Raw genomic sequence first — 23230 nt, 5'->3', positions numbered from 1 at the left:
GGTGAGGCCGGGCGACGGTGAAGGGGGGACACCGCCGCCCGGCGGTCTGTGGGGCGCTACCGGCGGGCGGCGGCGCGGAGCGCGAGGAGCTGCCCGGTGAGTTCGTCGAGGTGCAGGTCGTTGACGGTCTCGACCCGGTGGACGGCGTCGTCGGACCAGGCCGCAGCTCCGTGCACGGCGCCGAGGACGGCTCCGGCCATGGCGGCGATGGTGTCGGTGTCGCCGCCGATGCTCGCCGCGGTGCAGACGGTCTGCCAGGGGTCGAGGTCGAGGGCGACGAGGGCGAGGGCCGCGACGACCGACTCCTGCGACGCGACACTCGTCCCGATCAGTCCGGAGACGGCGTCGATCCGCTGGTCGGCCGGCACGGTGGCGAGGTGTCCCCGGGCCCACTCGGTGCGCTCGGCGATCGAGGCTCCGGCGACCCAGTGTCCGCGGGTCGCACCGAGGCGGGCGGCGGCGATGGCCACGTCGAGCGCTTCGGACCGGGTCGCACCGTCGATGCCGACGGAGACCGCGGCTGCGATCGCGCTGGCCCCGGCGATGCCGAGGCCGGTGTCGTGGGTGACCCGGGAGGCGTCCTGCACCGCATCGACGAGCGCCGTGACACCGTCCGAGCCGGTTGCACCGCTCCCACCGAGGGGCGTGGCGATGCCGACCGGGGTGATCCGCATCGCGGCACCGTTCGTGGTGCCCGTCGAGCCGGCTTCGGAGGCCGGGACCCCGTCGAGGATCCGCTGCACGGCCGTCTTGGTGCTCGGCCCGAGGAGGTCGAGCGAGCCCTTCGCCGCCATCGTCCGTTCCCAGGCGATGAGGGCCTGGGCGAAGTCGACCGGGTCGAGTCGTCCGCCGCCCTGCACGAGCAGCTGCGCCACGAGGACGGCTTGCTCGGTGTCGTCGGTGATGCTCGCCGCGGGCATGCCGTGTGCGATCCGCTGGTGGGGGCCGGCGTCGACGAAGCCGTCGATGACGCCGTGGTCGGTCCGGATCTGGTCGAGGGACATCGACTGTGTCGGCATGCCGAGGGCGTCACCGATCGCGAGCCCCCGGAAGGCCGCGAGCGCGTGCTCGTGCACGGTGCTGGTGGTCGTCATCACGCGCTCCCGAACTTCATGTGCAGGCGGAACCGGCTCGGGTCGAGCAGGCTGTCGACAGCCTCCACGAACGTGCCGTCGGCCGTGCGGGAGACCCGTCGGCTGTGGAGGAACGGCTCACCGGGCGCCCTGTGGAGGGAGGCCGCCTCCTCCGCGGTGAGCGGCTGGAGGTCGACCCACTGCTCGGCGAGCGCGGGCACCAGGCCGGCACTGGCGATGGTGGCGGTGAGGGAGTCGTCGACGAGCCCCTCGTCGACGGCGCGGGCCAGTCTGCCGAACGGCGGCACAAGGCTGCGCTCGAGCGAGATGTCCGGCCCACCGACCACGTGGCGGACGCGGTCGACCGCGATGAAGTCGGGGTCGTCGAGCCCGAGCTCGGCGGCCTGCCCGGGTCGGCTGACGCGCTCGATGCGCAGGACCCGGACGGCGATCTCGGTACCGGTGGCGGCGAGCGAGCGGGCCCAGCCGCTGCGGGGGTCGAGCGCGGCGCCGTCGAAGGTGACGATCGAGCCGATGCCGCCGTGGATGGCGATGTACTCCTCGTCGGCCAGGTCGGCGAGCGCTGCCCGCACGGTGCCGCGGCTGACGGCGAAGCGCTCGGCCAGGTCGTGCTCGCCCGGCAGGCGTTGGCCCGGCGCGTACCGACCCGTGGCGATCGCGTCGCGCAGGGCGTCGGCGACGAGGCGTCGCTTCGAGGAGACCGGCATGGACAGGAGACTACATGTACAAGACCTGTCCAGTCCACCGGGAGGCCCGTGCCCGGCTGGTCCGGCGCCTCCCGTCCGCCTCGGACCCGACTACAGGACGACGACCGTCGTCCCCGCCGACGTCGCCGGCCGGTCCATCGCCTCGAGCGCCGCCGGCGCTTCATCGAGCGGGATGGTCCGGCCGACCAGCGGCGCGGGGTCGAGCCGCCCGTCGGCGATCTCGGCGAGCATCGCCGGGTACTCGTGGGCGGACATGCCGTGGCTGCCGAGCAGTTCGAGCTCGAGTCCGATGACGCGGCCCAGGTCGACCTGCGGTGTGGCGTCCGCACCCGCGAGGAGTCCGACCTGCACGTGCCGACCACCCGGCCGGAGCGCGGCGATGCCCTGGCGGACGAGGGACGCGCGGCCGAGGGCCTCGACGACGACGTGGGCGCCGCCGTCCGTGGCGATGCGGATCTGCTCGTCGACGTCGTCGGTCCGGGCGTCGACCGTGGTGGTGGCGCCGAGGGTGCGGGCGAGTGCGAGTGCCTCGGCGGAGACGTCGACCGCGACGACCCGGGCGCCGCGCGAGACGGCGACGACGATCGCCGAGAGCCCGACTCCCCCGCAGCCGAGGACGACGACGTGCTCCCCGGGTGCCGTGCGGCCGCGGTTCACGACGGCCCGGTAGGCGGTGGCGAACCGGCAGCCGAGCCCCGCTGCCGTGGCGTCGTCGATGGCGTCCGGCACGGCGACCAGGTTCGTGTCGGCGTGGTGCACGACGACCTGTTCGGCGAAGGACCCGGGCCGGTCGAAGCCGGGCTGGGTCTGGTTCGGGCAGATGCTCTGGCGGCCGGCGACGCAGGTCGGGCAGGTGCCGCACGCGTTGACGAACGGTGCGGTCACGCGGGTGCCGGGCTGCCACTGCCGGACCTGGTCGCCGACGCGTTCGACGACGCCGACGAACTCGTGGCCGGGGACGTGCGGCAGCGCGACGGTGTCGTCGTGGCCGTGCCAGGCGTGCCAGTCGCTGCGGCAGACGCCGGTGGCGACGACCCGGACGACGGCGGCGTGCGGTGGGCACGCGGGCTCAGGGACGTCGGTGACGACGGGCGTCGCGGAGAAGGAGTCGAAGGTCACGGCACGCATGTGCCCGATCCTGCCACCCGGACGGTCAGGGCCGGGCAGCGAGGGGCAGGGCGGCGAGGACCTCGTCGATCACCACGGACATCGGGCGCGCGGTCGCCGGGTCCTCCTCGACCCAGGACTCCAGCGCCACCTGGAACACGAGCACGCCGATCTCGGCCAGGACGGTTGCCTGCAGCGGCGTCTCGCCCCGTCCGACGAGGGCGCCCCGGGCAGCGCGGACCAGGTCGGAGCGCTTCCGGGCGTCGCGGTCGCGGAGTTCGTCGTTGCCCTCGACGATCCGGCGCCAGGCCGCCGTCTGGGCGTGGTTGCCGTCGAAGCGTGCGGCGGCGACCTGGTGCAGCACGCTGCGAATGACCTGCATCGGCTCGAGGTCGGCGGGGGCCTCGGCGATGAGCCGTGCGGCGTTCTCGGGGATCTCGTCGCCGGCGAAGACGACCTCGCGCTTGTCGGCGAAGTGCCGGAAGAACGTCCGGGTCGTCAGACCGGCACGTGCGGTGATCTGCGGCACGGTCGTCGCGGCGAAGCCCTGCTCGGCGAAGAGTTCGAAGGCCGCACGCTCGAGTCGTCCTCGTGCATCCGGAGCCCATCGCATCGGTCGATCGTACCTGATGACACGACGTGCCATGAGGGCATATGATGACATCACGTGTCATCACACATGACATCGAAGAGCGAGGAGCTCGCATGACCACCGCCGACCCCACCACCACGCCGCAGAACGAGGCCCTGTTCCTGCTCGGCCCGGGCGGCCCCTTCGTGGTGCGCCCCACTCCGATGCCCACCCCCGGCGCCGGCGAGCTCGTCGTCCGGGTCCGGGCGATCGCGGTGAACCCCGTCGACGCCATCACCGGCCCGCTCCGCCGACTCGTCTCCCCGTGGGTGCGGTTCCCGACCGTCCTCGGCAGCGACGTCGCCGGTGAGGTCGTCGCGGTCGGCCCCGACGTCACGGACCTCCGGGTCGGCGACCGGGTGACCGCGTTCGCCGCCGGACAGGAGAAGGCCCGGAACCGCGCGTCGGAAGGCGGGTTCCAGCGGTACGTGACGGTCCTCGAGCGCGTCACCACGCGCCTCCCGGCCGACGTCGCCTTCGACCGCGCCGCGGTCCTGCCGCTGGCACTCGCGACGGCCGCCGCCGGGCTCTACGAGACCGACCAGCTCGGCCTGCCAGTCCCGACGGTGGGCGCCGCGCGCGCCGACGAGGTGGTGCTCGTCTGGGGTGCGTCGACGAGCGTCGGGATGAACGCCGTCCAGCTCGCCCGCGCCAGCAGCTACACCGTCGTCGCGACGGCCGGACGGGCGAACCACGACCTGGTCCGCTCCCTCGGTGCCGAGACCGTCGTCGACTACCGCGACGCCGACGTCGACCGCCAGGTCGTCGCAGCGCTCGGCGGACGGCGCCTGGTCGGCACCGTCGCGATCGGCAAGGGCTCGCTCGGACACGCCCTGCGCATCGCGCGCTCCACCCCCGGCACGAAACGGATCGCGTCCGCCTACCCGGACCCGGTGACCAGCGTGCGCTCGCGCATCGAACGGCTCCGCGGCGTGCACGTCACCGCGATCTGGGGCGGCACCCCCGTCGTCTCACCGGTCGGGCCGGCGGTCTTCCGCGACTTCCTGCCCGCGGCACTGGCCGACGGACGGTTCCGTCCGGCACCCGAGCCGACGGTCGTCGGCCACGGACTGGAGGCCCTCCCCACCGCCCTGCAGACCCTCCGGAACGGCGTCTCGGCGACCAAGGTCGTCGTCGGGATGGACGCCTGATGCCGTCGCAGCGCACGATCCTGGTGTTCGGCGGGACCGGTCAGACCGGGCGGCACCTCACCGACCTCGCCCTCGCCGCCGGGCACCACGTCCGCGTCCTCGCCCGCACACCCGCGAAGGCCGGGCCCCCGCGGGCCGGACTCGACGTCCGACGGGGGTCGGTGACCGACGACCTGGACCTCGACGGGCTGCTCGACGGTGTCGACTCGGTGGTCTCGCTGCTCGGTGACGTGCAGGCGCAGCGGACGGCGATGGTGAACACGGCGTTCGTCCGACGCCTGGTGCCGGCGATGCGCCGGACCGGGGTCCGCCGGTTCCTGTACCAGGCGGGTGCCCTCAGCGCGCCGCCGCACGGACGGTTGACGCCGGCACTCTGGGCGATCCGGAACACCGTGGCCCGCAGCTACGACGGCCAGCACCGGGACAACGAGGCGGTGATGCGGTACCTGGCGGACGAGGCGATGGACCTGCAGTGGATGGTGCACCGCGCCGGCATCGGGTCGGACGGCCCCTCGAAGGGCGTGCTCGAACGGACCGAGGGGACGCCGGGCATCGGGACGTTCCGAGACTGCGCCGACTACGACCTGCGGCTGCTCGACGACCCGACGGCGGTGCACACGACGAGCCTCAGTGCGTACCGGAAGCGTGCGGGCCGGACTGCGGGCCGGACTTCGGCGGGGGTCTAGCGGAACCGCGTCTCGGCGCGGAAGAAGTCGGAGTAGCGCGGCTCGGCCGACCCCCACAGGCGGGCGGTCACCATGGCCGCCAGGTCCTCCGGCGGGGTCAGCCCGTGCCGCCGCCACTGCGCCGGGTCGGCCCGAGCGGCACGGATCCCGTGCGGATCAGCCACCGATGCCGCCCTGGCCGGCATCCCGGCCGCCGGCGCGGTGCCGGGACTCGGACGGGGTGGCGGCCGGCTGCCAGCACCGGCCGAGGCTGATCGACCGGGTCGGCGGCAGCGAGACGTCGGCCGGGTCGACCCGGGTCGCGATCGGGGTGATGGTCGTGAACACGGTCGGCCCTCCCGGGGATCAGTGGAGCGTCCGACGGTGAGGATCTGGACGCTGATGTTTCAACGTCCTCATTTCTACGGGATGGCAACTGATGTGGCAATGCTCAGCGCCGTCGCCGTCGCCGTCGCCGCCGGGCGATCCCCGCCCCGCCGATGACCGCCACCACGACGACCGCGACCACGGCGACCCCGTCCGGTGCGAGGGCGAGGAGCAGGACGATCGCGCCACCGAGCACCACTTCAGCATCGGTCAGTCGGTGCCGTGGCTCAGTGCCCGAGCTCGACGAGCAGCACCCCCACGATGATGAGTCCGATCCCGGCGAGCATCAGCCGGGTCAGCGGCTCGCGGAACAGCACCCGCCCGAGCACCGCCGTCAGCGCCACCCCGGTCGCCGCCCAGATGCCGTACGCGACCCCGATCGGCAGCCCCAGGGTCAGGGCGACCGCGAGCAGGCTGAACGCGACGACGTACCCGATCGCGACGGGGACGTAGAAGCGCTTCTTGCCGTCGGTGGCGAGCTTCAGGCTGATCGTCGCCGCGACCTCGGAGACGATCGCGATCGCCAGCAGGACCCATCCCATCAGTGCGCCTCCTGCTTCCGGGCGGCGGCGGACCGTGCTGCCAGCGCTCGCTGCGAGCCGAGCTCGACGAGCAGCACCCCGACGGCGATGAGCGTGATGCCGATCCCCATCACGAGGGTGAGCGCCTGCCCGAACAGCACCGCCGCCAGCACCGCGGTCAGGGCGACGCCGGACGCTCCCCAGATGCCGTACGCGACGCCGATGCCCATGCCACGGCGGAGGACCAGGACCAGCATCCCGAACGCCACCAGGTACCCGACGACGACGAGCGCGTACCAGCCGGGGTGGTCGACGGCGGCCTGCAGGGCCAGCGAGGCGGTGACCTCGGCGACGATCGCGGAAGCCAGGAACAGCCACTTCACGATGCGCCGCCGTCCACCAGGGTGGCGGTCGTCCGGGCGGCGAGTGCGATCGTCGCGGTCGCGGCGTCGTCGTCGCGGTCCTGCAGCCAGGCGGTGCTGACGCCGTCGGCGAGCGCCACGAGCAGGCGGGCGACGGTCTCCGGGGGTGCGGTCCAGCGGAAGCGTCGGTCGTCGGTCCACGCCTCCAGGTGGGCACGCACGGCGTCGACGTACGTGCGCTGCTCCCAGTCGGCGACGTCCTGGAGGCCCGGGTCACGTCGTGCGAGGGCGAACAGCTCCACGAGGGCGAGCGCGGTCGCGGGGTCGGCGCGGGTGGTGTCGAGGTGGGCGGTGAGGCCGGCGGTGATCCGGGCCTCCGGGGCGAGTGCGGCGGTGTCGGTGGCGAAGGCGGCGGCCATCGCGGCGCGGAGCTGCCGTTCCAGGACGGCGCGGAACAGCGCCGGCTTCGTGGCGAAGCAGTAGTGGAAGGCGCCGTGCGGCAGGCCGGCACGGCTCGTGACGGCACGGGTGGTGACGGCGGCGACGCCCTCGTCACGCAGCACGGCGAGGGCGGCGTCGACGAGCTGGTCGCGGCGTTCCTCGACGCTGCGGTGCTCCTGGGTGGTGGTCATGGTGCGACCGTACCGTCAGACTTGGCCAAGTGGCCGAGTCTCCCAGTGACTTCGGGGCTGGGGGTCTGCTGAAGGGTTCCGCAGCGCGCCGTGAGCCCTTCTCCAGTGCGCCCTGGGAACGTCAGCGCCACCACACCGGAGGAGGGGTCCGATGCCGACACTGTCGCGACGCACACTGCACCGCGGACGCCTTCTGCCCGGGCGACGAACAGCTCGTGCACCGCATCACGCCGGCGCCCACGTCGAGCTTCACACTCGGGGCGCACGACTGGTCGTACTGGCGGCGTGTGGCACCCGAGCAGCTGCGGTTCCTCGCGGCAGCGCTCTGACCGGCCTCTGGCACCGACCGAGCCGACACCGCTAGGGTCGCGCCATGGACGCAGTGTCGCCCGCCGTGGCCGCCTTCTGGGCCGCCCGCCGTCTGGAGTCCCGGGACCTGCCCGTCGAGGTGCCCCTGGCGTGGGGCTTCGGCGCGACGCCCGAGCACGCCGACGAACTGCTCGCGCTGGTCCTGGCCGGCATGAAGGACGGCACGGCGTCGTCGCTCTGGGACTACCAGGCGACCGCGGAACCCCTGCCCGAGGTCGGTGAACACAGCGTCGTCCTCGACGGCACCGGTCAGCCCCGAGCGGTCATCGTGACGACGAACGTCCGGACCGTGCCGTTCGACCAGGTCGACGCCGAGCACGCCCGGGCCGAGGGTGAGGGCGACCGGACCCTGGACTACTGGCGGGCCTCGCACGAGCGGTACTGGCGTGAGCACTCCGAGGACCCGCGGGGCTGGGCGCCGGACATGCCCGTCGTCTGCGAGCGCTTCCGCCTGGTCTGGCCCGACCGGAGCGCCTGACCCGGCCGCGAGACGGACGGGAGGCGCGGTGCCAGCCGGCACCGCGCCTCCCGTCCGTGGGCCGGGCTCAGCCCACCACGAGCTGACGGACCAGCGCCGGGATGCGCTCCCGGAACGGGAAGAACCCGCGGGACGCGGACGGCCACGCCGCACTGTCCCACCGGCGACGGACGGTGACGAGACCGACACCCTCCGCGGCGAGGGCGGCACGTAGTGCGCCGAGCCGCTCGTGGACCGGCCCGACCGGTGCGTACGGGACCACCACGGTGTCGAGTTGCTCGGACTCCGCCCACCGCAGGACCGTCGACGGCAGCGTGTCGGCCAGCACCTGCGCCGAGCGGCCGCCGGTGTCCAGCGTCCGTTCGGCAGCGTCGTCGACGGCGGTCGCCGTGAAGGCCGCGACGAGGTCCGAGACCGCGAACGGGGACCGTGCGCCGGGGTCCGCTGCGACCGCCGTCGCCACCGGCGCGGTCAGCTGGGGGTGCTCGGCGAGCAGGCTCGACGCCTCGAGGTCCTCCTCGTGCAGCAGCAGGCCGATCCGCTCGCCGATCGTGCCCACGACGTCGTCTGACGCGATCGGCGTGCGCGGTGGCAGCGGCTCCTCGACGAGCGCCCGGGCGGTCGTGGCCAGACCGGTCGGCGAGAACCGCCCGTCCGTGTACCGGGCGATGTTCGACGCCGACGCCAGGTACGTCTTGCCGGCGGTCTGCAGCCCGGCGACCCACCGCCACGACAGGGTGTTCGAGGCCGCGTCGCCGTCGAGCAGGTGGCGGTGGAAGAAGTCGGCGCCGAGCTGCCACGGCATGCCGAGCGTGAAGACCCAGATGCTCGCGAACCACATGCGCGTGTGGTTGTGGAGGTAACCCGTGTCGATGAGCTCCCGCGCCCAGGCGTCCATCGCGTCGATGCCGGTCCGGCCGTGCACCGCGTCGTCGTAGCCGGTCGGCAGGGTCCCGGTCGCGAACCCGTCCACATCCCGCCGGTACCGGCGCCACACCTCGGGGTTCTGCTCGAGCCAGCCCTTCCAGTAGGTGCGCCAGAAGACCTCCTGCACGAACTTCTCGGCGGCGGACAGGCTGTGGCGGTCGAGGACGGCTGCGACGACCTCGTGCTCGGTCACCAGGCGGTGGCGCACGTACGGCGACAGCCCCGAGACGTTGGTCCGCGATGCCCCGAGGTCGGCGTTGCGGTCACGGGCGTAGTCCCGGCCGGCGCGGGGGACGAACTCGTCGAGGGCGTCGAGGCCGGCAGCTCTGGTGGGGATGAACACCCCCTGATCATGCGGGCGACCTCCGACGGTGCGGCCGTGCGCAGTGCGTTCCGCGCCGCGGGCCGACCGAGGCCCTGCAGGGCTGACCCGCCCGCTACCGTCGAGCCATGGCCTACCCGAGGACCGAACCCACCGCCTCCGGGATGCTCGACGTCGGCGACGGCACGTCCCTGTACTGGGAGGAGTCCGGCGCCCCCGACGGCGTCCCCGCCCTCTGGCTGCACGGCGGCCCCGGCGGCTCGCTCGGCAGCGGCTGGTACCGGACGCACTTCGACCCGACCCGGTACCGCCTGATCGGCATCGACCAGCGCGGCAGCGGCCGGAGCCGCCCCCTCGTCACCGAGTCCCGCGACCGGCTCGCCGACCACACCACGCAGCGGCTGATCGCCGACATCGAGGCGGTCCGACAGCACCTGGGCGTCGAGGACTGGGTCGTATCCGGGATCTCGTGGGGAACGACGCTCGCCCTCGCGTACGCGCAGCAGCACCCCGCACATGTCCGCGCGCTGGCCCTCATGGCCGTCACGACGACGAGCCGCGACGAGGTCGACTGGATCACCGAAGGCGTGGGACGCGTGTTCCCGGCGGAGTGGGAGGCGTTCGAGCAGGCCAGCCAGCGCCTCCCGGGTGAGCGCGTGGTCGACGCGTACGCACGTCGCCTGGCGGGGCCCGACCGGGAGGCCCGTGCGGACGCCGCGCAGGCCTGGGACCGGTGGGAGAACGTCCACGTCTCCCTCGACGACCCCGCGCTCCGCGAGCGCGGCCACCTGGGTCCGGAGCTGCGCGAGGGCTTCGCCACCCTCGTCACGCACTACTGGGCGAACGACGGGTTCCTGCCGGGCGACCAGGCCGTGCTCGCGCGCCTGGACCGGATCGCGCACGTGCCGACGGCGCTCGTGCACGGACGGCGGGACATCAGCGGGCCCGCCGTCACGGCCTGGCGTGTGCACCGGGGGCTGCCGGCGAGCACGCTCACCATCGTCGAGGACGAGGGGCACGGCGGGCCGGGTGGGAGTGCGGCGCTGGCGGCGGCGCTCGACGGGTTCGCGGGGTCCGGCTCGTGACGCCGGAGCAGGTCCGACACCTGGCGGAATTCCTGCCCGACGACTGGGGACACGTCGGACCCTCGACCGTGCGCCCGTCGGGGACCCTGGCCGCACCGGCGGCAGGGACGCGGGCGTTCAACCCGATCGGGGGTCCACCGCCGCTCGTCGAGACACCGTTGCGGGTCCTCGGCACCACGTCGGTCGACACCGATCTTGTGGTCCGCCTGGCGTTCGCGCACCCCGGCGGGGAAGAGCCCGTCGTCTGGGTGGTGAACCTGTCCGACGTCGCGGACGACACCCCGGTGCGTGAGGTCTCCAACGGTGTGTGGGGCATGCTCGCCCGTCGCCAGTCGGCAGACCTGCTGTCCCAGACGGTCACGACCAGCACCGGCGTCCGCCTGCTGGTCGACTGAGACGAGCGTCCATCTCATCCTCGTGACGGCAGAGGATCGTTGCCGTCACGGCTGGCCCACATCCGGCGCAGGTCGGCCGTCGCCGTGCGTGTCAGGGAGATCGGCGACGGTACGCCCAGAGGGTGAGTCCGAGCAGGAGCACGTCGCCCACCACGAGGAGCCCGGCGGGCGGGAGCGCCTCCGACCAGGGCGCTGATCGCCCGGCCCCCGACAGTGCGGCCAGGACGAGGATGAGAGGGGACTTCGGGATCGCGATCAACCCGACCGTGAGGCCCACCGCGAGGGTCCAGGAGAGGCCGGCGCGCGGGATCATTGGTCGGGCGCACGCCTGGCCGAGTGCGACTCCGGACAGTGCGCTCAGCCCGTTGATGAGCAGGAGCCCGGCGAGCGACCTCCCGATGCCCCCGGCGGCCCCGTGCGCGGGATCCGTCGCGATCGCAGACGCAACGCTCAGAACAGCCAGGAAGCAGGCGCAGCCGAAAGACGTCAGCAGCGTTGCGATCCGGGCCCGGACCATGCTCCCGTGGCTGACGCCCACGATGGTGATCTGACTGACGTCATCGACGTGCAACGCGGAGATCGTGACCCAGGTCGTGGCGGGGAACAGGATCAGCGCTGCGATGGACCCGGTACCGATCGCGTCACCTCCGGCTGAGGAGAAGACACCGATCGTCAAGGCGAACAGCACGATCGGGGGCACCCAGCGTTGCGACACCAGGCACCGGGCCAGGACGTACCGGGCAAGTGCGATCACCGTCCGCCTCCCCTGGGTGGGACCGGACCGACGGCCCGCACCGACCAGCCGTCATCGAGCGCCGTCCGCAGGAAGTCGTCGACACGGCCGGCCTCCACGGTGAACGAGACGTCGTCGTCGTGCACGTTCTCGTCCCGGTGCAGCGACACGGTCGCCGCGGCCGCTCGGAGTCGATCCAACGAAGTCCGATCAGACGGACGGAGGGTGATCAGGGCGGCACCGGTCGACGGCGCTCGCTCCGGAGTGACCTCGGTGAGCCGTGCGTCCTGCAGTCGGTACTGCACGTCCGGTCGGATCGTTCTCGTCAGTTCGTGCTCGGTGAGGATGATCGCAGTACCGGACGCCACCGCCCGTTCGATCATCGCGTTGACGATCACCGTCGTGTCGTCGTCCAGACCGGTGTTCGGTTCGTCCAGGAAGCAGACGGACACGGGGCTCAGGAACGCCTGCGCGATCGCCAGCTTCTGGGCGTTGCCCTTCGACAGCTCGTCGAGCACGGACGAGCGCGCGTTCGCCACCCCGAGCTCGTCGAGGAGGGCGAGCGCCCGCGGCTCGGTGTGCGCCCGGCGCTGCCCCCGGAGCCGTCCCATGTGGACGAGGTAGCTCAGGGGGGTCATGTGGTCAGGGGGCACGAACCGCTCCGGGACGATCGACTTCGGAGCCGTGGTGGTGCGGAGTACCCCGGCCGTCGCGTGAGCGGTCCCGCTCAGCACCCGCATCAGCGTGGACTTCCCGGATCCGTTGCCGCCGGAGATCCCCACCACCTGCCCCGGCCACACTTCGAGGTCCACTGCGGAGAAGACGTCGCGTCGGCCGAGACGCTTGCCGAGCCCGACCGCGGCGAGAACGGGCTCGTGGCTCACTCTGGATTCCCATCGACTCGACGAGTCCGGACCGTCCCGAATCCGGGGAGGTCGGGCACGGACCCTGGATCTGCTGCGCTGAGCAGACCGTAGCCGACTCCGCCAGCTCCGCGCGCTCACGCACGCACACGCCGGTCGTCGTCAGGCATCACTCCCGGGGCGCTCGACCGCGTACTTGAAGCCGACGTGGCTGGCGACGAAGCCGAGCCGCTCGTAGAAGCGGTGGGCGTCGACCCGCGCTGCGTCCGAGGTCAGCTGCACGAGTGACACGGCGAGCGCCGGCGCCGCCTGGTCGGTGACCCAGCGCATCAGTGCGCTCCCGATCCCCGCGGAGCGCTGCGCGCTCGAGACCCGGACCGACTCGACGAGCAGCCGCGCACTCCCCCGCCTGGACAGTCCGGGGATCAGCGTGAGCTGCAGGGTGCCGACGACGACACCGTCCGCGTCCTCCGCGACGACGAGGTCGTTGCCGGGGTCCGCCGCGATCTGCCGGAACGCTTCCGAGTGCGCGAGGAGCGCCTCCTGGCCGGACGCGGCGGACGCACCGTCGCGAGCGGCGCTGATCGGGTCGTCGGTCAGGAGGCGCACGATCGTCCCGAGGTCGTCGAGCGTCGCGCGACGGATCACCACCGCCGCGCCGCGGGTGGGGACGGTGGTGGGGAGGTCGAGGCGCGAGATCACACCGCATCATCTCGCGCCTCGACCATCAGCGGACGCCGTACACGACGTGGTCGTCGAGGTACTGCCAGACCGTGCCGACCTCGGCGAAGCCCGCGCTGCGGAGCGACTCGACGTGGAACCCGAGTGTCACCTTCGGCGGTGCCTCGTGCAGTTCCGCGCCCCAGACGGTGTCGCGCCGAGCGAGTGCCTCGGCGTAGCGCGGCGTCTCCGCCACCGCGGCCCACCAGGCGTCCCACGTGTCCGCGCCGCTCGCGAACCCCTCGCGCTGAGTCGCCGCGTCGTCGTCCGCGGCGATGGCAGCCATGGTGCTCTCGTCCCGTTGGTAGGACAGGTGGTCACCGTTGAGCAGGATGCCGCCGGGGTGCAGGAGGTCCGCGGTGCGTCGGAGGACGTCGACGAGGGTTCCCGGCTGGAGCCAGTGCAGAGCGGTGGAGCTGACGACCGCGTCGAACGGCGCGCTGGCGATGGCCGGGTGCTCGGCCCAGTGCGGGTCGGCGAGGTCGACCTCGGCGATCACGAGCCGAGGGTCGGCGGCGGCGAGGTCCGCGGCGATCGCGAGGAGGGCCGGGTCCTTGTCGGCGACGACGGCCGTGGCGCCGGGGACGGCGGCGAGCACTGCTTCCGCGAGCGAGCCGGTGCCACCGGCCAGGTCGAGGATCCGCGGAGCGGACGTGTCCGCGCAGACGGCGGCGACCACCCGGGCGATCGTGGCGAAGCGTTCGGCCCGGTGTCGGATGTAGGCGGTCTGCTGGGCGTCCCACCGGTTCGCCAGGTCGCGTGCCCGCGCCGTGTCGTCCGGGTTGGCCGTCGGGGTGGTGGTCGTGGTGTCGGTCATCTGGTGGGTCCTTCCGGAGCGGCCGAGGAGGTGGCCGGTGGGGTGGGCAGGCGGAACGTGAGGTGGATGTCGCCGTCGGGGTCGTCCCGGCGGGTGGTGTGGACGTCGTACACGGCGTCCAGGAGCGCGGGGCGGAGGACGTCGGCGGGCGGCCCGGCACCGACGACGCGGCCCGCGGCGAGGACGACCAGGTGGTCGCAGACGCGCGCGGCGACCTCGAGGTCGTGCAGGACGACGACGACCGTCGGTGCGATGCGCGGCAGGAGTTCGAGGACCTCGAGCCGGTGCCGCAGGTCGAGGTGGTTGGTCGGTTCGTCGAGGAGGACGTGGTCGGCACCGTGGGCGATCGCACGTGCGAGACCGACCCGCTGCAGTTCGCCGCCCGACAGCGCGGCCAACGGATCGCCGGCTCGGTGTGCCAGCGCGACCGCGTCGAGGGCTGCGGCGACCCGCTCGTCGGACCCCGCGCCTCCGCGGTCCAGCAGGCCGGCCCGGGCGAGGCCGCCCAGCGCGACCTCGTCGGCCACGGTGAGCGCCGGGTCCGGGTCGAGCCGTTGCGCCACGCTCGCGACGCGTTGGGCGATCCACCGGCGTGAGCGGTGTCGGACGTCCTGCCCGTCGATCTCGACGCGACCGTCGTCGGCCGGCACGGCTCGGAGGAGTGCGCGGAGCAGCGTCGTCTTGCCACTGCCGTTGGGCCCGACGATCCCCGTCACGGAGCCCGTCGCCGCGCTGAGGTCGACACCGTCCAGCAGCACCCGACGCCCGGCCCGGACGGTGACGGCGTGCGCCGCGATCACCCGAGCGCGTCGAGCTGTCGGGCGAGCTCGGCCGGACCCGCTACCGACAGGGTCGAGGGTGGGTCGGTGAAGGGGAAGCGGAGTGCGACGACTCGGTGGTGTCGGACCGCGGAGAGTCCCGAGACGCCGGGTGCCGTGCGGAAGCTGTCGATGGTGTCCTGCGCCGTCCCGCTCGAGTAGAGCAACACGATGGTCGACGGGTCGCGGGAGATGATGTCCTCCACGTTCGCGTCGAAGACCCGCTGCTTCGAGTCCGCGTAGACGTTGTGGAGCCCGACCGCTCGGAACACCGGCGTCACCATGCTCGGGCCGCCGTAGGGCGAGAGGACTCCCCCGCCGGACGACACGTACAGGGCGGCAGCGGTCCCGCGGTCGGTGGCGGCGGACTGCTTCGACAAGGTGGCGCGTCCAGCCTGGACCGCGTCCTCGGCCAGCGCCCGCTGCCCGAGGACCGTGCCGAGCGTCCGCAGTTCGCTCCAGACCCGGCCGAACGTCGCCGTGCGGCTCAGCTCGGGCCCGGGGTCCGTGCAGTACGCCGAGGGTGTGTAGAGCGGGATTCCGGCGGCCTGCAGTGCGTCCCGGTCGACGGCGTTCGCGGGGGCGATCACCAGGTCGGGCTTCGCTCCGAGGAGGCTCTCCTGCGACACGACGGACCCACCGGTCGAGGTCTGCTTCGTCGACAGCACGTGCAGGTGCGCGAGGTCGCGGTAGGTCTGCTTCGCGTACAGGTCGGGGGCGAGTGGTGCGGTGATGCCGACGATCCGGTCGACGGCACGGAGTGCCTGGAGCTTCGGGAGTTCGTCGTTGTTGACGAGCACGATGCGGCGCGGGGCCGCGGTGATCGTCACGGGGGTGCCGCAGTTCTCGATCGTGACCGGGAAGTGCGCGGCGCCGTTCGGGCTCGTGGTCGGTTCGGTGGCGCTGGACGATGCCGCGCAGCCGCTCATGCTGACCACGGCGGCGGTGGCGAGCAGGCCGATCGTCGTCAGGACCGTGGCGGACCGGGTTCGGTTTCGGATTCGGGTTCGGGTTCGGGTTCGTGGTCGGGTTCGCAAGGGGTGCTCTCCAGTGTGGGGTCGACCGAGGGGTCGACCGAGGGGTGGACCGAGGGGTGGACGGCCAGGGGGGCGGTCAGGGGGCGGACGCGGGGGCGGTGCGGCGGAGGAGGACCAGGAGGAACGGCGCACCGAGCACACCGGTCACGACCCCGACGGGGATCTCCTGGGGCGCGAAGACGGTGCGTGCGACCGTGTCCGCGACGACGAGCAGGACCGCGCCGAGCAACGCCGACACCGGCAGCACCGCCCGGTGTCGGCCACCGACGAGCCGCCGTGCCAGGTGCGGGACGACGAGGCCGATGAACCCGACACCGCCGACCGCGGCGACGATGACGCCGACCATCGCCGAGACACCGACCATCAGGCCGATCCGCGCGCGTTCGGGGTCGATGCCCGCGGACCGCGCGGAGTCGTCTCCGGAAGCGAGCGCGTCGATGAACGGTGCGATGACGACGAGCGCGACGAGCCCGAGGCCGGCTGTCGCTGCTGCGACGACGAGCGCGACCGGCTGCACCGATCCCAGCGAGCCCAGGAGCCAGAACAGGACCGAGCGCGCGGCCTCCGGGGAGTCGCTCCAGAAGACCAGGAAGCTCGTCGCCGCGTTGAGGGCGTAGCCGACGGCCAGCCCGGCGAGCACGAGCCGGATCGGACCGCGACGGCTGGCGGTCCCGGCCAGGGCCACGACGAGCAGCACGGCGCCGATCGCCCCGGCCAGGGCCGCGCCGGAGAAGAGGAGCGCGCCGCCTCCGCCGATGACCAGGACCACGAGTGCGACGCCGGTGCTGGCGCCGGAGTTGATGCCGAGCAGGTACGGGTCGGCCAGGCCGTTCCGGACGAGGGCCTGCAGGACCGCGCCCCCGGCGGCCAACACGGCGCCGGCGATGATCCCCATCGCGACCCGAGGTGCGCGCGTGCCCCAGACGATCTGGTCGGCGGATGCGGACCCGGCACCCGATCGGACCCCGCCGAGGTGGTCGACCACGATGCCGATGACCTGGGTCGGAGCGATCGACACCGGACCGATCATCATCGCGGCGACGGCGACCACGGCGAGCACCGCCACGAGCAGGGTGATCCGGACCGCTGCGCGACGACGGGAGCGGCGCATCAGGAGCAGGACACCGTCGGCCGGAAGCGTCGACGAGGACGTCGGACGGACCGCCGGCAACGACTCGGACATGGGTCTCCTTGATGAGAACGGATCTCATTAGTACCAGATCCGGGCGCAGGAGACACAACCGAGGGACGGACTCACATCAGCGCAACCCAGGAGCGCAGGGCGTCGATCCACTGGTCGAACGCGTCGAGGTGCGCGTCGTGCGAGGCGTCGTGGAGCCGCCCCACGGTCACCGAGCGACCACGACGGACGAACTCCTGCTGCTGCTCGGCCGTGAACATGCCACCGTCGGCGTACAGGACCAGGGTCGGGGCCGTGACGGACTCCCACTCCGCCCAGCGGGGCGTGCCGACGGCCTCGATCGTGGACTGCACGACGTCGGCGTCGAAGCGGGGGTGGAGACCGTCCGGGCGCTCCTCCAGGTCGGCGACCCAGGCCTCCGCGAGTGCCCCGTCACCGAGCTCGGCCCGGGCAGCCGCGCGATCGGCGAACGGCGTCGGCCACGAGCGGAAGAACGCACCGAGGGCAGCGTGGTCCTCCGGCGTGCCGCTGCCCTGGTCCACCTCGAGCAGGACGAGGCCACGCACCAGGTCCGGCCGAGCGGCCGCCACGAGCATCGCGGTGTGCGCCCCCATGGACTGGCCGACGAGGACCACCGGCGGCGCCGTCAGCGCGTCGATGACCGCGACCACGTCGGCGACGAACGCCGCGCGCGAGGTGTCCGCCGGTCGCCTGGTGCTCCGGCCGTGGCCGCGCTGGTCGACCAGGACGACGGAGTGGCCGGCGAGGGCCTCTGCCGTCGGGACGAACTCCCGGCTGCTGCCGGCCAGGCCGTGCAGGACGACGACGGTCGGGCCGGCGCCCGGCCACACCAGCGTCGCGATCTCGGTTCCGTCGGCGGTGGTGACCGTGCGCGTCGTCGCTTCCACGGATACGAGCCTAGGGAATGCTTTGAGAGGCACCGATCCCGGGCCACTCCCCCCGATGGACGACTCCGACTCCAGGGGGATTCCGCCCCCGACCCGGCCCACGAGGCGACCACGGGTCCTACCGTGAGCAGCATGCCGAAACTGCTGCGGGCCTCCATCGTGCCGGCCGTCGCCACCGCCCTCCTCGCCGCCTGGGTCGCGACGCAACACGGCCAGTTCACCGCGGACGTCCCCCTGCACGAGGACACCTTCGCCACGAGCCCGTACGCGGTCCTGGTGATGGTCGGGTACGCCGCGACACTCGGCGTGGCGCGCCTGCGGCCGACCTGGGCCGTCATCGGCACGGTGCTGCTGGTGACCCTGCAACTGCTCTTCTGGCCGGCTCGGTTCAGCCAGGCGAGCTGGGTCGGCTACCTGGTCCTCCTGCCGCTTCCCGCGCTCGTCGCCCGGTCTGCTGACCCCGCCCACCGGCGTCGGCTGCTCGCCGGCGTCCTGGCCGCTGCGGTCGGCGTCGGCGCGCTGCTGACGGTCCCGACGGTCTCGCTGTCCGGCCGGTGGGGCACGATCAACGGCCTCCCCTGGGGCGGCCGCATCACCAGCGACATCGCGGTGTGGCTCGTCGTGGCGGTCGCGGCCGCGGCGCTGTCCTGGAGGGTCGGCGGACGTCGACCGGACACCGCACCGGTCCCGATCCCCCCGCTGACACACCACTCGGTGGTCGCGACGCTGTCGACGCGGGAGCGCGAGATCTTCCGGCTCCTCGCCGAGGGGCGCTCGAACGCCGACATCGCACGGCAGGCCTACATCAGCGAGACGACCGTGAAGACCCACGTCGGCAACATCCTGACCAAGCTCGAGCTCGGCTCGCGCAGCGAGGTCATCGCGTTCGCGTACCGGAACGGTCTGATGGCGCCGGAACGCGCGCAGTAACGGACGGGAGGCACGGTGCGGGTCCGCACCGTGCCTCCCGTCCGCGACGGCTCAGCTCACTTGCCGGCAGCCTCGTTGTAGTCCGCGATCTGCGCGGACGCCTGCTTCTCGGCCGTCCGCATGGTGGCGCGGACGTCCGCGCCCTCGACCACTCGGTTGAACGCGCCGATGACGGTCGCGCGGACCGTCGGGAACGCTCCGGTCACGCAGCCCGCCGCCGCGGTGCTCGACGGGTCGGCCGCCAGCTGCCGGTACATGGCCGCGACGTTCGGGTCGGCCAGGGACTGCTTGCCAACGCTGGTCGACGCCGCCCCGGTGTTCATCGCCAGGTAGCCGGTCGCCTTCGCCCACTTCGCCTGCACGTCGGGCGTCTGCAGCCACTTCGCGAAGTCGTACGAGGCGCGCTGCTCGGCGGACGAGTGCCCCTTGCCGGAGATCCAGAGCGCGTTGCCGCCGATGACCTGGCCGGCGTCCTTCGACGAGGCGGTGGTGGGGAACGTCGTGACGACGGACTTCGAGCCGTCCGGGTCGACGGTCGTGTACGCGCCGGACGAGGTCATCAGCATGCCGACCTTGCCGCTGGCGAAGGCGGAGTTCATGGCGGCGGAGTCGGTGCCCGGGTTGAGCGCGACGCCGTCCTGGTACAGCGACTGCAGCCGGGTCATGAAGCCGACCTGGGTGTCGGAGGTCAGGCTGACCCCGTCGACCTTCGTCGACCCGCGGCCGTTGTCTGGCGAGCAGAAGGGCTTGCCGCCCGAGGCGGAGAGCTCCTCGAGCATCCACGAGTCGGCCATGTTCATGCTGAAGCCGTAGGCCCCGGTCGCCTTGTGGATCGCCTCGGCCCAGGTCGCGACCTGGTCGAGGGTCTTCGGCGGGGACTTCGGGTCGAGTCCGGCCCGCTCGACGAGCGCCTTGTCGAGGTACAGGACGGGGACGGACACCGAGAACGGCATCGCTGCCAGTCCGTCCTTCCCGCTGTAGTAGCGCTTCGCGGCGGGGGCCATCGACGAGGTGTCGACCTTCCCCAGGCTGGTGGGGGCGACGGTCTGGCCGGAGTCCATCATGAAGCCGGTCGACACGTCGTTCATCATGAGCAGGTCCGGCGTCGACGACGACTGCACGGCGGCGGTGTACTTCGTCTGCACCGCGGCGTAGTCGCCCTGGTACGACGCCTTGACGGTGGCGTGGTCGGCGTTGTGGGCGTTGTACTCGGACACCAGGGTGTCGAGTTCGGTGGCGGCGGGGCCGGACATGGCGTGCCAGAAGTCGACGGTGACGGGACCGGACGAGGCGGCCGACCCGGAGGCCGAGCACCCGGCGAGCGCCAGCACGGTGGCGGCGCCGAGGACGAGGGCGGCGGTGGAGCGTCGAGACGACATGGTGCTGCTTCCTGTTCGGGGTGGGGAGCGGTGAGGGAGACGGGAGGAACGGACGGTCACGCGGGCGCGTCGGCGGTCACCGCTGCGCGGTGGCCGTGCAGTGCGCCGGTCACTTCGGTGCGCCGGTCACTTCAGGGCGCCGGTCACTTGAGGGCGCCGGCGGTCAGGCCACCGGCCAGGAACCGCTGGGCGACGAGGACCAGGACGAGCACCGGCAGCGTGACCATCGCGGCGCCGGCCAGGACGACACCGACGTCGGACGCCTGGGCATCGGCGAGTTGGGCGATGCCCACCTGCACGGTGCGGTTCTCCGGTGAGTTCGTGACGAGCAGCGGCCAGAAGAACCCGTTCCACGCGGCCGTGGCGCTGACGAGGGTGACGGACACCAGGGTCGGCCGAGTGATCGGCAGCAGCATCGACCGGATGAACCGGAAGTGGCCGGCGCCGTCGAGCACCGCGGCCTCGCGCAGTTCGTCGGGGAAGCTCAGGAACGCCTGCCGGAACAGGAAGATCGTCAGCGCCGACGCGACGAACGGCAGGAACACCACGAGCAGGGTGTCGATGATGTGCCACGACGAGACGGTCAGGTAGTTCGCGATCAGGGTCGTCTCGCCGGGGATCATCATGCTGGCGAGCAGGACGAGGAACAGCGCCCGGGTGCCGCGGAGCCGGCAGAACACCAGCGCGTACGCGGTCATGATGCCGATCACGACCTGCAGCACCGTCTGGCAGAACGTCACCACGACGCTGTTCAGGAACTGCCGTCCGAGCGGCACGACCTGGGTCGCACGGACCAGGTTGTCGAACGTCAGGTGGACGGGCAGCAGGCCGGGCAGCCCCTGGTCGAGGTACTCGTTCGGGGTGAGCGCGCCCTCGAACACGTAGTAGAGCGGGAAGCACACGACCACGACGGCGACGATGAGCCAGGCGTAGACGAGGGCGCTGCGGAAGCGCCGGGCGGTGACGGGTCGCATCAGTAGTTCACCCGCTTCTCGAGCACACCGAACTGCACGAGGGACAGGCCGAGGACGAGCAGGAACAGCACGACGCCGAGCGCTGCCGCCAGCCCGAAGTTCGCGCTCGCCGAGCCGAACGCCTGCTGGTAGATCGCGTAGACGAGCGTGCGGGAGGAGTCGGCCGGGCCTCCCGAGGTGAGGATCTGGATCTGGCCGAACGTGGTGAGCGCCTCGACGGTGCCGGTGACCACGACGAAGAACAGGGTCGGCGTGACCAGCGGCAGCGACACCGACCAGAAGGTGCGGACCGGGCCGGCGCCGTCGAGCTGCGCGGCCTCGACGACCTGCGGGTCGATCGCCCCGAAGGCCCCGACGAGCAGCAGCACGGTGAACCCGAGCGAGCCCCAGACGGTGACGAGGACGACGCTCGTGAGTGCCCAGTGCGTGTCCGTCAGCCACGGGATGCCCTGGCCGCCGAACTGCCGGATGACGGTGTTCACCAGACCGGTACCGGGTGCGAGCATCGTCGCGAAGGCGACCGACCCCGCCGACACGGACACGACCATCGGCGAGGTGAGCAGTGCCCGGAAGACCGGCATCCCGCGCAGCTTCGCGGTCAGCGGCACGACGATGAGCAGTCCGAACACGATCCGTCCGGCGACGACGCCGATGCAGAACAGCGCGGTGTTGAGCATCGTCCGGGCGAAGGCCGGGTCGGTGAAGGTCCGGACGTAGTTCTGCAGCCCGACCGATCCGGCGGGCTGTCCGAAGATGTCGGTGCCCTGCGTGCTGAGGATGACGACGCGGACGAGCGGGTAGAAGACGAACACCCCGAACACGACCGACGCGGGCAGGAGCAGGGCCATGCCGACGCGGCGGTCGGACCGCAGCCAGGACCGGGTCGTCCTGGCGGGGCGGGCGGGACCGGCGAGCAGGCCGGGCCGGACGGACACCGTCATGTCGAGCAACCTTCGGGTAGGGAACGTTCCCTATCCGGGAACGGTGTCCACTGTGCGGGTGGCCGGAGGAACCGGTCAAGCGACGTCAGCGACCCGCCGCCGTCCGTTCACGCCGCGTTCAACGGACCAACCGTGTCGGAGCGCTGGGCACCCCCGGTGTTCACCTGCGGTTCGGCTCGGAGCAGCGCGTGGTTCCCCGTCCAGGACCGGCCGCGTCGTAGACCGGTCCCATGTCGTCGCCCGCCACGCCCACCGTCTCCCCCACCCCCGCCGCGCTCCGTGCCGCCGCCGAGGCCGCCTGCCTGGAGGTCGCTCCGCAACTCCTCGAGGCGTTCCGCTCGGACATGGCGATCACCACGAAGCGCGACGCCCACGACGTCGTCACGGTGCACGACCGGGCCGCCGAGGAGACCATCACCACCGCGCTGACCAGGGCGTTCCCCGGTTCGGTGGTGCTCGGGGAGGAGGGCGGCAGCACCGGTGACGCGTCCCTCCGGTGGATCGTGGACCCGATCGACGGCACCGCGAACTTCGCCCGGGGGCTGGCCTACTGGTGCGTCTCGATCGCCGCCGAGGTCGACGGGGTCGTCGTGGCCGGCGCCGTGTACGACCCGGTCGCCGACAACCTGTTCGCCGCCGACGACACCGGCGCGACCCGCGACGGTGCGCCCATCCGGTCGGTGTCCCTGCCCGAGGACGCCGCGACCGTGCTGACGAGCTTCCCGGTGCAGCAGGACCTGGAACTCCTCGGCGAGGAGGCTGCACTCGCCCTGGTCCGTGACCTCACGCTCCGGTACCGGCACCACCACAGCACGGGCAGCGGTGCGCTGAACCTCGCGCACGTCGCCGCCGGCTGGTCGGACGTCACGATGGGCTTCGCCACCCACCCGTGGGACGTCGCCGCGGGGGCGCTGGTGCTGGAGCGGGCCGGCGGGTGGTTCCGCGGCTTCACGTCCGGCGTCGCGACGGACCGGGCGCACCGGGCCGAGGACTACGTGGCGGCCGGCGGTGGCGTCGACCACCGGGCCCTGGTCGAACGGGTGCAGCAGCTCTCGAGCACGATCACGCCCTGACGTCCGGTCACCCGACGCGAGGGGTCCGTCGCCACGTTGCCCGAACGGGCGGAGGACCGCACC

Annotated in this window: 29 protein-coding genes; 7 read left to right on the top strand and 22 right to left on the bottom strand. The window is 72.7% G+C overall.

Annotation, left to right across the window (positions count from 1 at the left end; genetic code table 11):
- Nucleotides 1–56: 56 nt before the first annotated feature.
- The 4 genes from JOD51_RS00480 to JOD51_RS00465 form a co-directional block, all read right to left on the bottom strand.
- Nucleotides 57–1094, bottom strand: a complete 1038-nt coding sequence (locus tag JOD51_RS00480) for an ADP-ribosylglycohydrolase family protein (protein WP_204606568.1) — start codon at nt 1092–1094, stop codon at nt 57–59.
- Complete coding sequence (locus JOD51_RS00475) at nt 1094–1801, bottom strand: GntR family transcriptional regulator (RefSeq protein WP_204606567.1); 708 nt, start codon at nt 1799–1801, stop codon at nt 1094–1096. The genes JOD51_RS00480 and JOD51_RS00475 overlap by 1 nt, the downstream gene beginning before the upstream one ends.
- A gap of 90 nt (nt 1802–1891) precedes the next feature.
- The gene (locus JOD51_RS00470) at nt 1892–2929 is read right to left on the bottom strand and encodes a zinc-binding dehydrogenase (RefSeq protein WP_204606566.1); all 1038 of its coding nucleotides are present in this window, start codon (nt 2927–2929) and stop codon (nt 1892–1894) included.
- Nucleotides 2930–2954: 25 nt separating this feature from the next.
- Nucleotides 2955–3521, bottom strand: coding sequence for a TetR/AcrR family transcriptional regulator (locus JOD51_RS00465; protein ID WP_204606565.1), 567 nt, complete (start codon nt 3519–3521; stop codon nt 2955–2957).
- Between the two features lie 92 nt (nt 3522–3613).
- On the opposite strand from JOD51_RS00465, the gene JOD51_RS00460 reads away from it, so the two are divergent.
- Complete coding sequence (locus JOD51_RS00460) at nt 3614–4690, top strand: zinc-binding alcohol dehydrogenase family protein (protein ID WP_204606564.1); 1077 nt, start codon at nt 3614–3616, stop codon at nt 4688–4690.
- Nucleotides 4690–5376 carry an NAD(P)-dependent oxidoreductase gene (locus tag JOD51_RS00455; protein ID WP_204606563.1) on the top strand — a complete coding sequence of 229 codons (687 nt, stop codon included), beginning with the start codon at nt 4690–4692 and terminating at the stop codon, nt 5374–5376. The genes JOD51_RS00460 and JOD51_RS00455 overlap by 1 nt, the downstream gene beginning before the upstream one ends.
- On the opposite strand, the gene JOD51_RS00450 is transcribed toward JOD51_RS00455, so the two are convergent.
- The 6 genes from JOD51_RS00450 to JOD51_RS00430 all read right to left on the bottom strand — a co-directional run bounded on the left by JOD51_RS00450 (nt 5373) and on the right by JOD51_RS00430 (nt 7257).
- On the bottom strand, nt 5373–5540 hold the full coding sequence (locus JOD51_RS00450; RefSeq protein WP_204606562.1) for a hypothetical protein: 168 nt from the start codon (nt 5538–5540) through the stop codon (nt 5373–5375). The two genes, JOD51_RS00455 and JOD51_RS00450, sit on opposite strands and share 4 nt — an antisense overlap.
- Nucleotides 5533–5703, bottom strand: a complete 171-nt coding sequence (locus JOD51_RS00445; RefSeq protein ID WP_204606561.1) for a hypothetical protein — start codon at nt 5701–5703, stop codon at nt 5533–5535. The genes JOD51_RS00450 and JOD51_RS00445 overlap by 8 nt, the downstream gene beginning before the upstream one ends.
- A 103-nt stretch (nt 5704–5806) precedes the next feature.
- On the bottom strand, nt 5807–5938 hold the full coding sequence (locus JOD51_RS17255; RefSeq protein WP_259558207.1) for a hypothetical protein: 132 nt from the start codon (nt 5936–5938) through the stop codon (nt 5807–5809).
- 31 nt (nt 5939–5969) lie between these two features.
- A complete protein-coding gene (locus JOD51_RS00440; protein WP_204606560.1) occupies nt 5970–6284 on the bottom strand; it encodes a DMT family transporter in 315 nt (104 codons plus the stop codon).
- A complete protein-coding gene (locus JOD51_RS00435; RefSeq protein ID WP_425551835.1) occupies nt 6284–6646 on the bottom strand; it encodes a DMT family transporter in 363 nt (120 codons plus the stop codon). Before JOD51_RS00435 ends, JOD51_RS00440 begins: the two co-directional genes overlap by 1 nt.
- Nucleotides 6643–7257: a TetR/AcrR family transcriptional regulator gene (locus tag JOD51_RS00430; RefSeq protein WP_204606559.1), complete on the bottom strand. Its 615-nt coding sequence runs from the start codon at nt 7255–7257 to the stop codon at nt 6643–6645. The genes JOD51_RS00435 and JOD51_RS00430 overlap by 4 nt, the downstream gene beginning before the upstream one ends.
- A 373-nt stretch (nt 7258–7630) precedes the next feature.
- Here JOD51_RS00430 and JOD51_RS00425 point away from each other — a divergent pair, with 373 nt between their 5' ends.
- Nucleotides 7631–8104 (top strand): ASCH domain-containing protein, encoded by a 474-nt coding sequence (locus JOD51_RS00425; RefSeq protein WP_204606558.1) that lies wholly within the window; start codon nt 7631–7633, stop codon nt 8102–8104.
- Nucleotides 8105–8171: 67 nt separating this feature from the next.
- On the opposite strand, the gene JOD51_RS00420 is transcribed toward JOD51_RS00425, so the two are convergent.
- Entirely contained in the window at nt 8172–9374 is a 1203-nt protein-coding gene (locus tag JOD51_RS00420; RefSeq protein ID WP_204606557.1) for an FAD-binding domain-containing protein, read from the bottom strand.
- Nucleotides 9375–9481: 107 nt separating this feature from the next.
- Here JOD51_RS00420 and pip point away from each other — a divergent pair, with 107 nt between their 5' ends.
- Both pip and JOD51_RS00410 read left to right on the top strand, forming a co-directional pair.
- Nucleotides 9482–10438, top strand: coding sequence for a prolyl aminopeptidase (pip, locus tag JOD51_RS00415; RefSeq protein WP_239539741.1), 957 nt, complete (start codon nt 9482–9484; stop codon nt 10436–10438).
- Nucleotides 10435–10833, top strand: a complete 399-nt coding sequence (locus JOD51_RS00410) for a hypothetical protein (RefSeq protein WP_204606556.1) — start codon at nt 10435–10437, stop codon at nt 10831–10833. The genes pip and JOD51_RS00410 overlap by 4 nt, the downstream gene beginning before the upstream one ends.
- Before the next feature lie 91 nt (nt 10834–10924).
- Here JOD51_RS00410 and JOD51_RS00405 read toward each other — a convergent pair whose 3' ends face one another.
- The 8 genes from JOD51_RS00405 to JOD51_RS00370 all read right to left on the bottom strand — a co-directional run bounded on the left by JOD51_RS00405 (nt 10925) and on the right by JOD51_RS00370 (nt 17870).
- Entirely contained in the window at nt 10925–11587 is a 663-nt protein-coding gene (locus JOD51_RS00405; RefSeq protein ID WP_204606555.1) for a hypothetical protein, read from the bottom strand.
- Nucleotides 11584–12450, bottom strand: a complete 867-nt coding sequence (locus tag JOD51_RS00400; protein WP_204606554.1) for an ATP-binding cassette domain-containing protein — start codon at nt 12448–12450, stop codon at nt 11584–11586. The genes JOD51_RS00405 and JOD51_RS00400 overlap by 4 nt, the downstream gene beginning before the upstream one ends.
- A gap of 141 nt (nt 12451–12591) precedes the next feature.
- Nucleotides 12592–13131, bottom strand: a complete 540-nt coding sequence (locus JOD51_RS00395) for a GNAT family N-acetyltransferase (protein WP_204606553.1) — start codon at nt 13129–13131, stop codon at nt 12592–12594.
- Nucleotides 13132–13156: 25 nt separating this feature from the next.
- Nucleotides 13157–13966 (bottom strand): class I SAM-dependent methyltransferase, encoded by an 810-nt coding sequence (locus JOD51_RS00390; protein WP_204606552.1) that lies wholly within the window; start codon nt 13964–13966, stop codon nt 13157–13159.
- Nucleotides 13963–14766 (bottom strand): ABC transporter ATP-binding protein, encoded by an 804-nt coding sequence (locus JOD51_RS00385; protein WP_204606551.1) that lies wholly within the window; start codon nt 14764–14766, stop codon nt 13963–13965. Before JOD51_RS00385 ends, JOD51_RS00390 begins: the two co-directional genes overlap by 4 nt.
- A complete protein-coding gene (locus JOD51_RS00380) occupies nt 14763–15713 on the bottom strand; it encodes an ABC transporter substrate-binding protein (RefSeq protein WP_204606550.1) in 951 nt (316 codons plus the stop codon). The genes JOD51_RS00385 and JOD51_RS00380 overlap by 4 nt, the downstream gene beginning before the upstream one ends.
- Before the next feature lie 184 nt (nt 15714–15897).
- Entirely contained in the window at nt 15898–17004 is a 1107-nt protein-coding gene (locus JOD51_RS00375; protein WP_204606549.1) for a FecCD family ABC transporter permease, read from the bottom strand.
- Nucleotides 17005–17075: 71 nt separating this feature from the next.
- Nucleotides 17076–17870, bottom strand: coding sequence for an alpha/beta fold hydrolase (locus tag JOD51_RS00370; protein ID WP_204606548.1), 795 nt, complete (start codon nt 17868–17870; stop codon nt 17076–17078).
- 132 nt (nt 17871–18002) lie between these two features.
- Here JOD51_RS00370 and JOD51_RS00365 point away from each other — a divergent pair, with 132 nt between their 5' ends.
- Nucleotides 18003–18800 carry a response regulator transcription factor gene (locus tag JOD51_RS00365; RefSeq protein ID WP_239539740.1) on the top strand — a complete coding sequence of 266 codons (798 nt, stop codon included), beginning with the start codon at nt 18003–18005 and terminating at the stop codon, nt 18798–18800.
- A 56-nt stretch (nt 18801–18856) separates the two neighbouring features.
- Here the strand turns inward: JOD51_RS00365 and JOD51_RS00360 are convergent, their stop codons facing one another.
- From JOD51_RS00360 to JOD51_RS00350, 3 genes are all read right to left on the bottom strand, one after another.
- Entirely contained in the window at nt 18857–20179 is a 1323-nt protein-coding gene (locus tag JOD51_RS00360) for an extracellular solute-binding protein (RefSeq protein WP_204606547.1), read from the bottom strand.
- A gap of 143 nt (nt 20180–20322) precedes the next feature.
- On the bottom strand, nt 20323–21153 hold the full coding sequence (locus JOD51_RS00355) for a carbohydrate ABC transporter permease (RefSeq protein WP_204606546.1): 831 nt from the start codon (nt 21151–21153) through the stop codon (nt 20323–20325).
- Nucleotides 21153–22094 (bottom strand): carbohydrate ABC transporter permease, encoded by a 942-nt coding sequence (locus JOD51_RS00350; RefSeq protein WP_204606545.1) that lies wholly within the window; start codon nt 22092–22094, stop codon nt 21153–21155. The genes JOD51_RS00355 and JOD51_RS00350 overlap by 1 nt, the downstream gene beginning before the upstream one ends.
- Nucleotides 22095–22324: 230 nt before the next feature.
- Between JOD51_RS00350 and JOD51_RS00345 the strand changes: the two genes are divergently transcribed.
- On the top strand, nt 22325–23167 hold the full coding sequence (locus JOD51_RS00345; RefSeq protein WP_204606544.1) for an inositol monophosphatase family protein: 843 nt from the start codon (nt 22325–22327) through the stop codon (nt 23165–23167).
- Nucleotides 23168–23230: the final 63 nt, after the last annotated feature.

This window comes from Curtobacterium herbarum (assembly GCF_016907335.1).
GTDB classification, from domain to species: Bacteria; Actinomycetota; Actinomycetes; order Actinomycetales; family Microbacteriaceae; genus Curtobacterium; species Curtobacterium herbarum.
The sequence above is the reverse complement of the archived record's forward strand: the minus strand, read 5'-3'. Positions and strand labels throughout refer to the sequence as shown.

Excerpts from the sequence above, each read along its gene's own strand:
- JOD51_RS00480 (WP_204606568.1), bottom strand. The coding sequence starts at position 1,094 with ATGACGACCACCAGCACCGTGCACGAGCACGCGCTCGCGGCCTTCCGG.
- JOD51_RS00475 (WP_204606567.1), bottom strand. The coding sequence starts at position 1,801 with ATGCCGGTCTCCTCGAAGCGACGCCTCGTCGCCGACGCCCTGCGCGAC.
- JOD51_RS00470 (WP_204606566.1), bottom strand. The coding sequence starts at position 2,929 with ATGCGTGCCGTGACCTTCGACTCCTTCTCCGCGACGCCCGTCGTCACC.
- JOD51_RS00465 (WP_204606565.1), bottom strand. The coding sequence starts at position 3,521 with ATGCGATGGGCTCCGGATGCACGAGGACGACTCGAGCGTGCGGCCTTC.
- JOD51_RS00460 (WP_204606564.1), top strand. The coding sequence starts at position 3,614 with ATGACCACCGCCGACCCCACCACCACGCCGCAGAACGAGGCCCTGTTC.
- JOD51_RS00455 (WP_204606563.1), top strand. The coding sequence starts at position 4,690 with ATGCCGTCGCAGCGCACGATCCTGGTGTTCGGCGGGACCGGTCAGACC.
- JOD51_RS00440 (WP_204606560.1), bottom strand. The coding sequence starts at position 6,284 with ATGGGATGGGTCCTGCTGGCGATCGCGATCGTCTCCGAGGTCGCGGCG.
- JOD51_RS00430 (WP_204606559.1), bottom strand. The coding sequence starts at position 7,257 with ATGACCACCACCCAGGAGCACCGCAGCGTCGAGGAACGCCGCGACCAG.
- JOD51_RS00425 (WP_204606558.1), top strand. The coding sequence starts at position 7,631 with ATGGACGCAGTGTCGCCCGCCGTGGCCGCCTTCTGGGCCGCCCGCCGT.
- pip (WP_239539741.1), top strand. The coding sequence starts at position 9,482 with ATGGCCTACCCGAGGACCGAACCCACCGCCTCCGGGATGCTCGACGTC.
- JOD51_RS00390 (WP_204606552.1), bottom strand. The coding sequence starts at position 13,966 with ATGACCGACACCACGACCACCACCCCGACGGCCAACCCGGACGACACG.
- JOD51_RS00380 (WP_204606550.1), bottom strand. The coding sequence starts at position 15,713 with ATGAGCGGCTGCGCGGCATCGTCCAGCGCCACCGAACCGACCACGAGC.
- JOD51_RS00375 (WP_204606549.1), bottom strand. The coding sequence starts at position 17,004 with ATGTCCGAGTCGTTGCCGGCGGTCCGTCCGACGTCCTCGTCGACGCTT.
- JOD51_RS00365 (WP_239539740.1), top strand. The coding sequence starts at position 18,003 with ATGCCGAAACTGCTGCGGGCCTCCATCGTGCCGGCCGTCGCCACCGCC.
- JOD51_RS00360 (WP_204606547.1), bottom strand. The coding sequence starts at position 20,179 with ATGTCGTCTCGACGCTCCACCGCCGCCCTCGTCCTCGGCGCCGCCACC.
- JOD51_RS00355 (WP_204606546.1), bottom strand. The coding sequence starts at position 21,153 with ATGCGACCCGTCACCGCCCGGCGCTTCCGCAGCGCCCTCGTCTACGCC.
- JOD51_RS00350 (WP_204606545.1), bottom strand. The coding sequence starts at position 22,094 with ATGACGGTGTCCGTCCGGCCCGGCCTGCTCGCCGGTCCCGCCCGCCCC.
- JOD51_RS00345 (WP_204606544.1), top strand. The coding sequence starts at position 22,325 with ATGTCGTCGCCCGCCACGCCCACCGTCTCCCCCACCCCCGCCGCGCTC.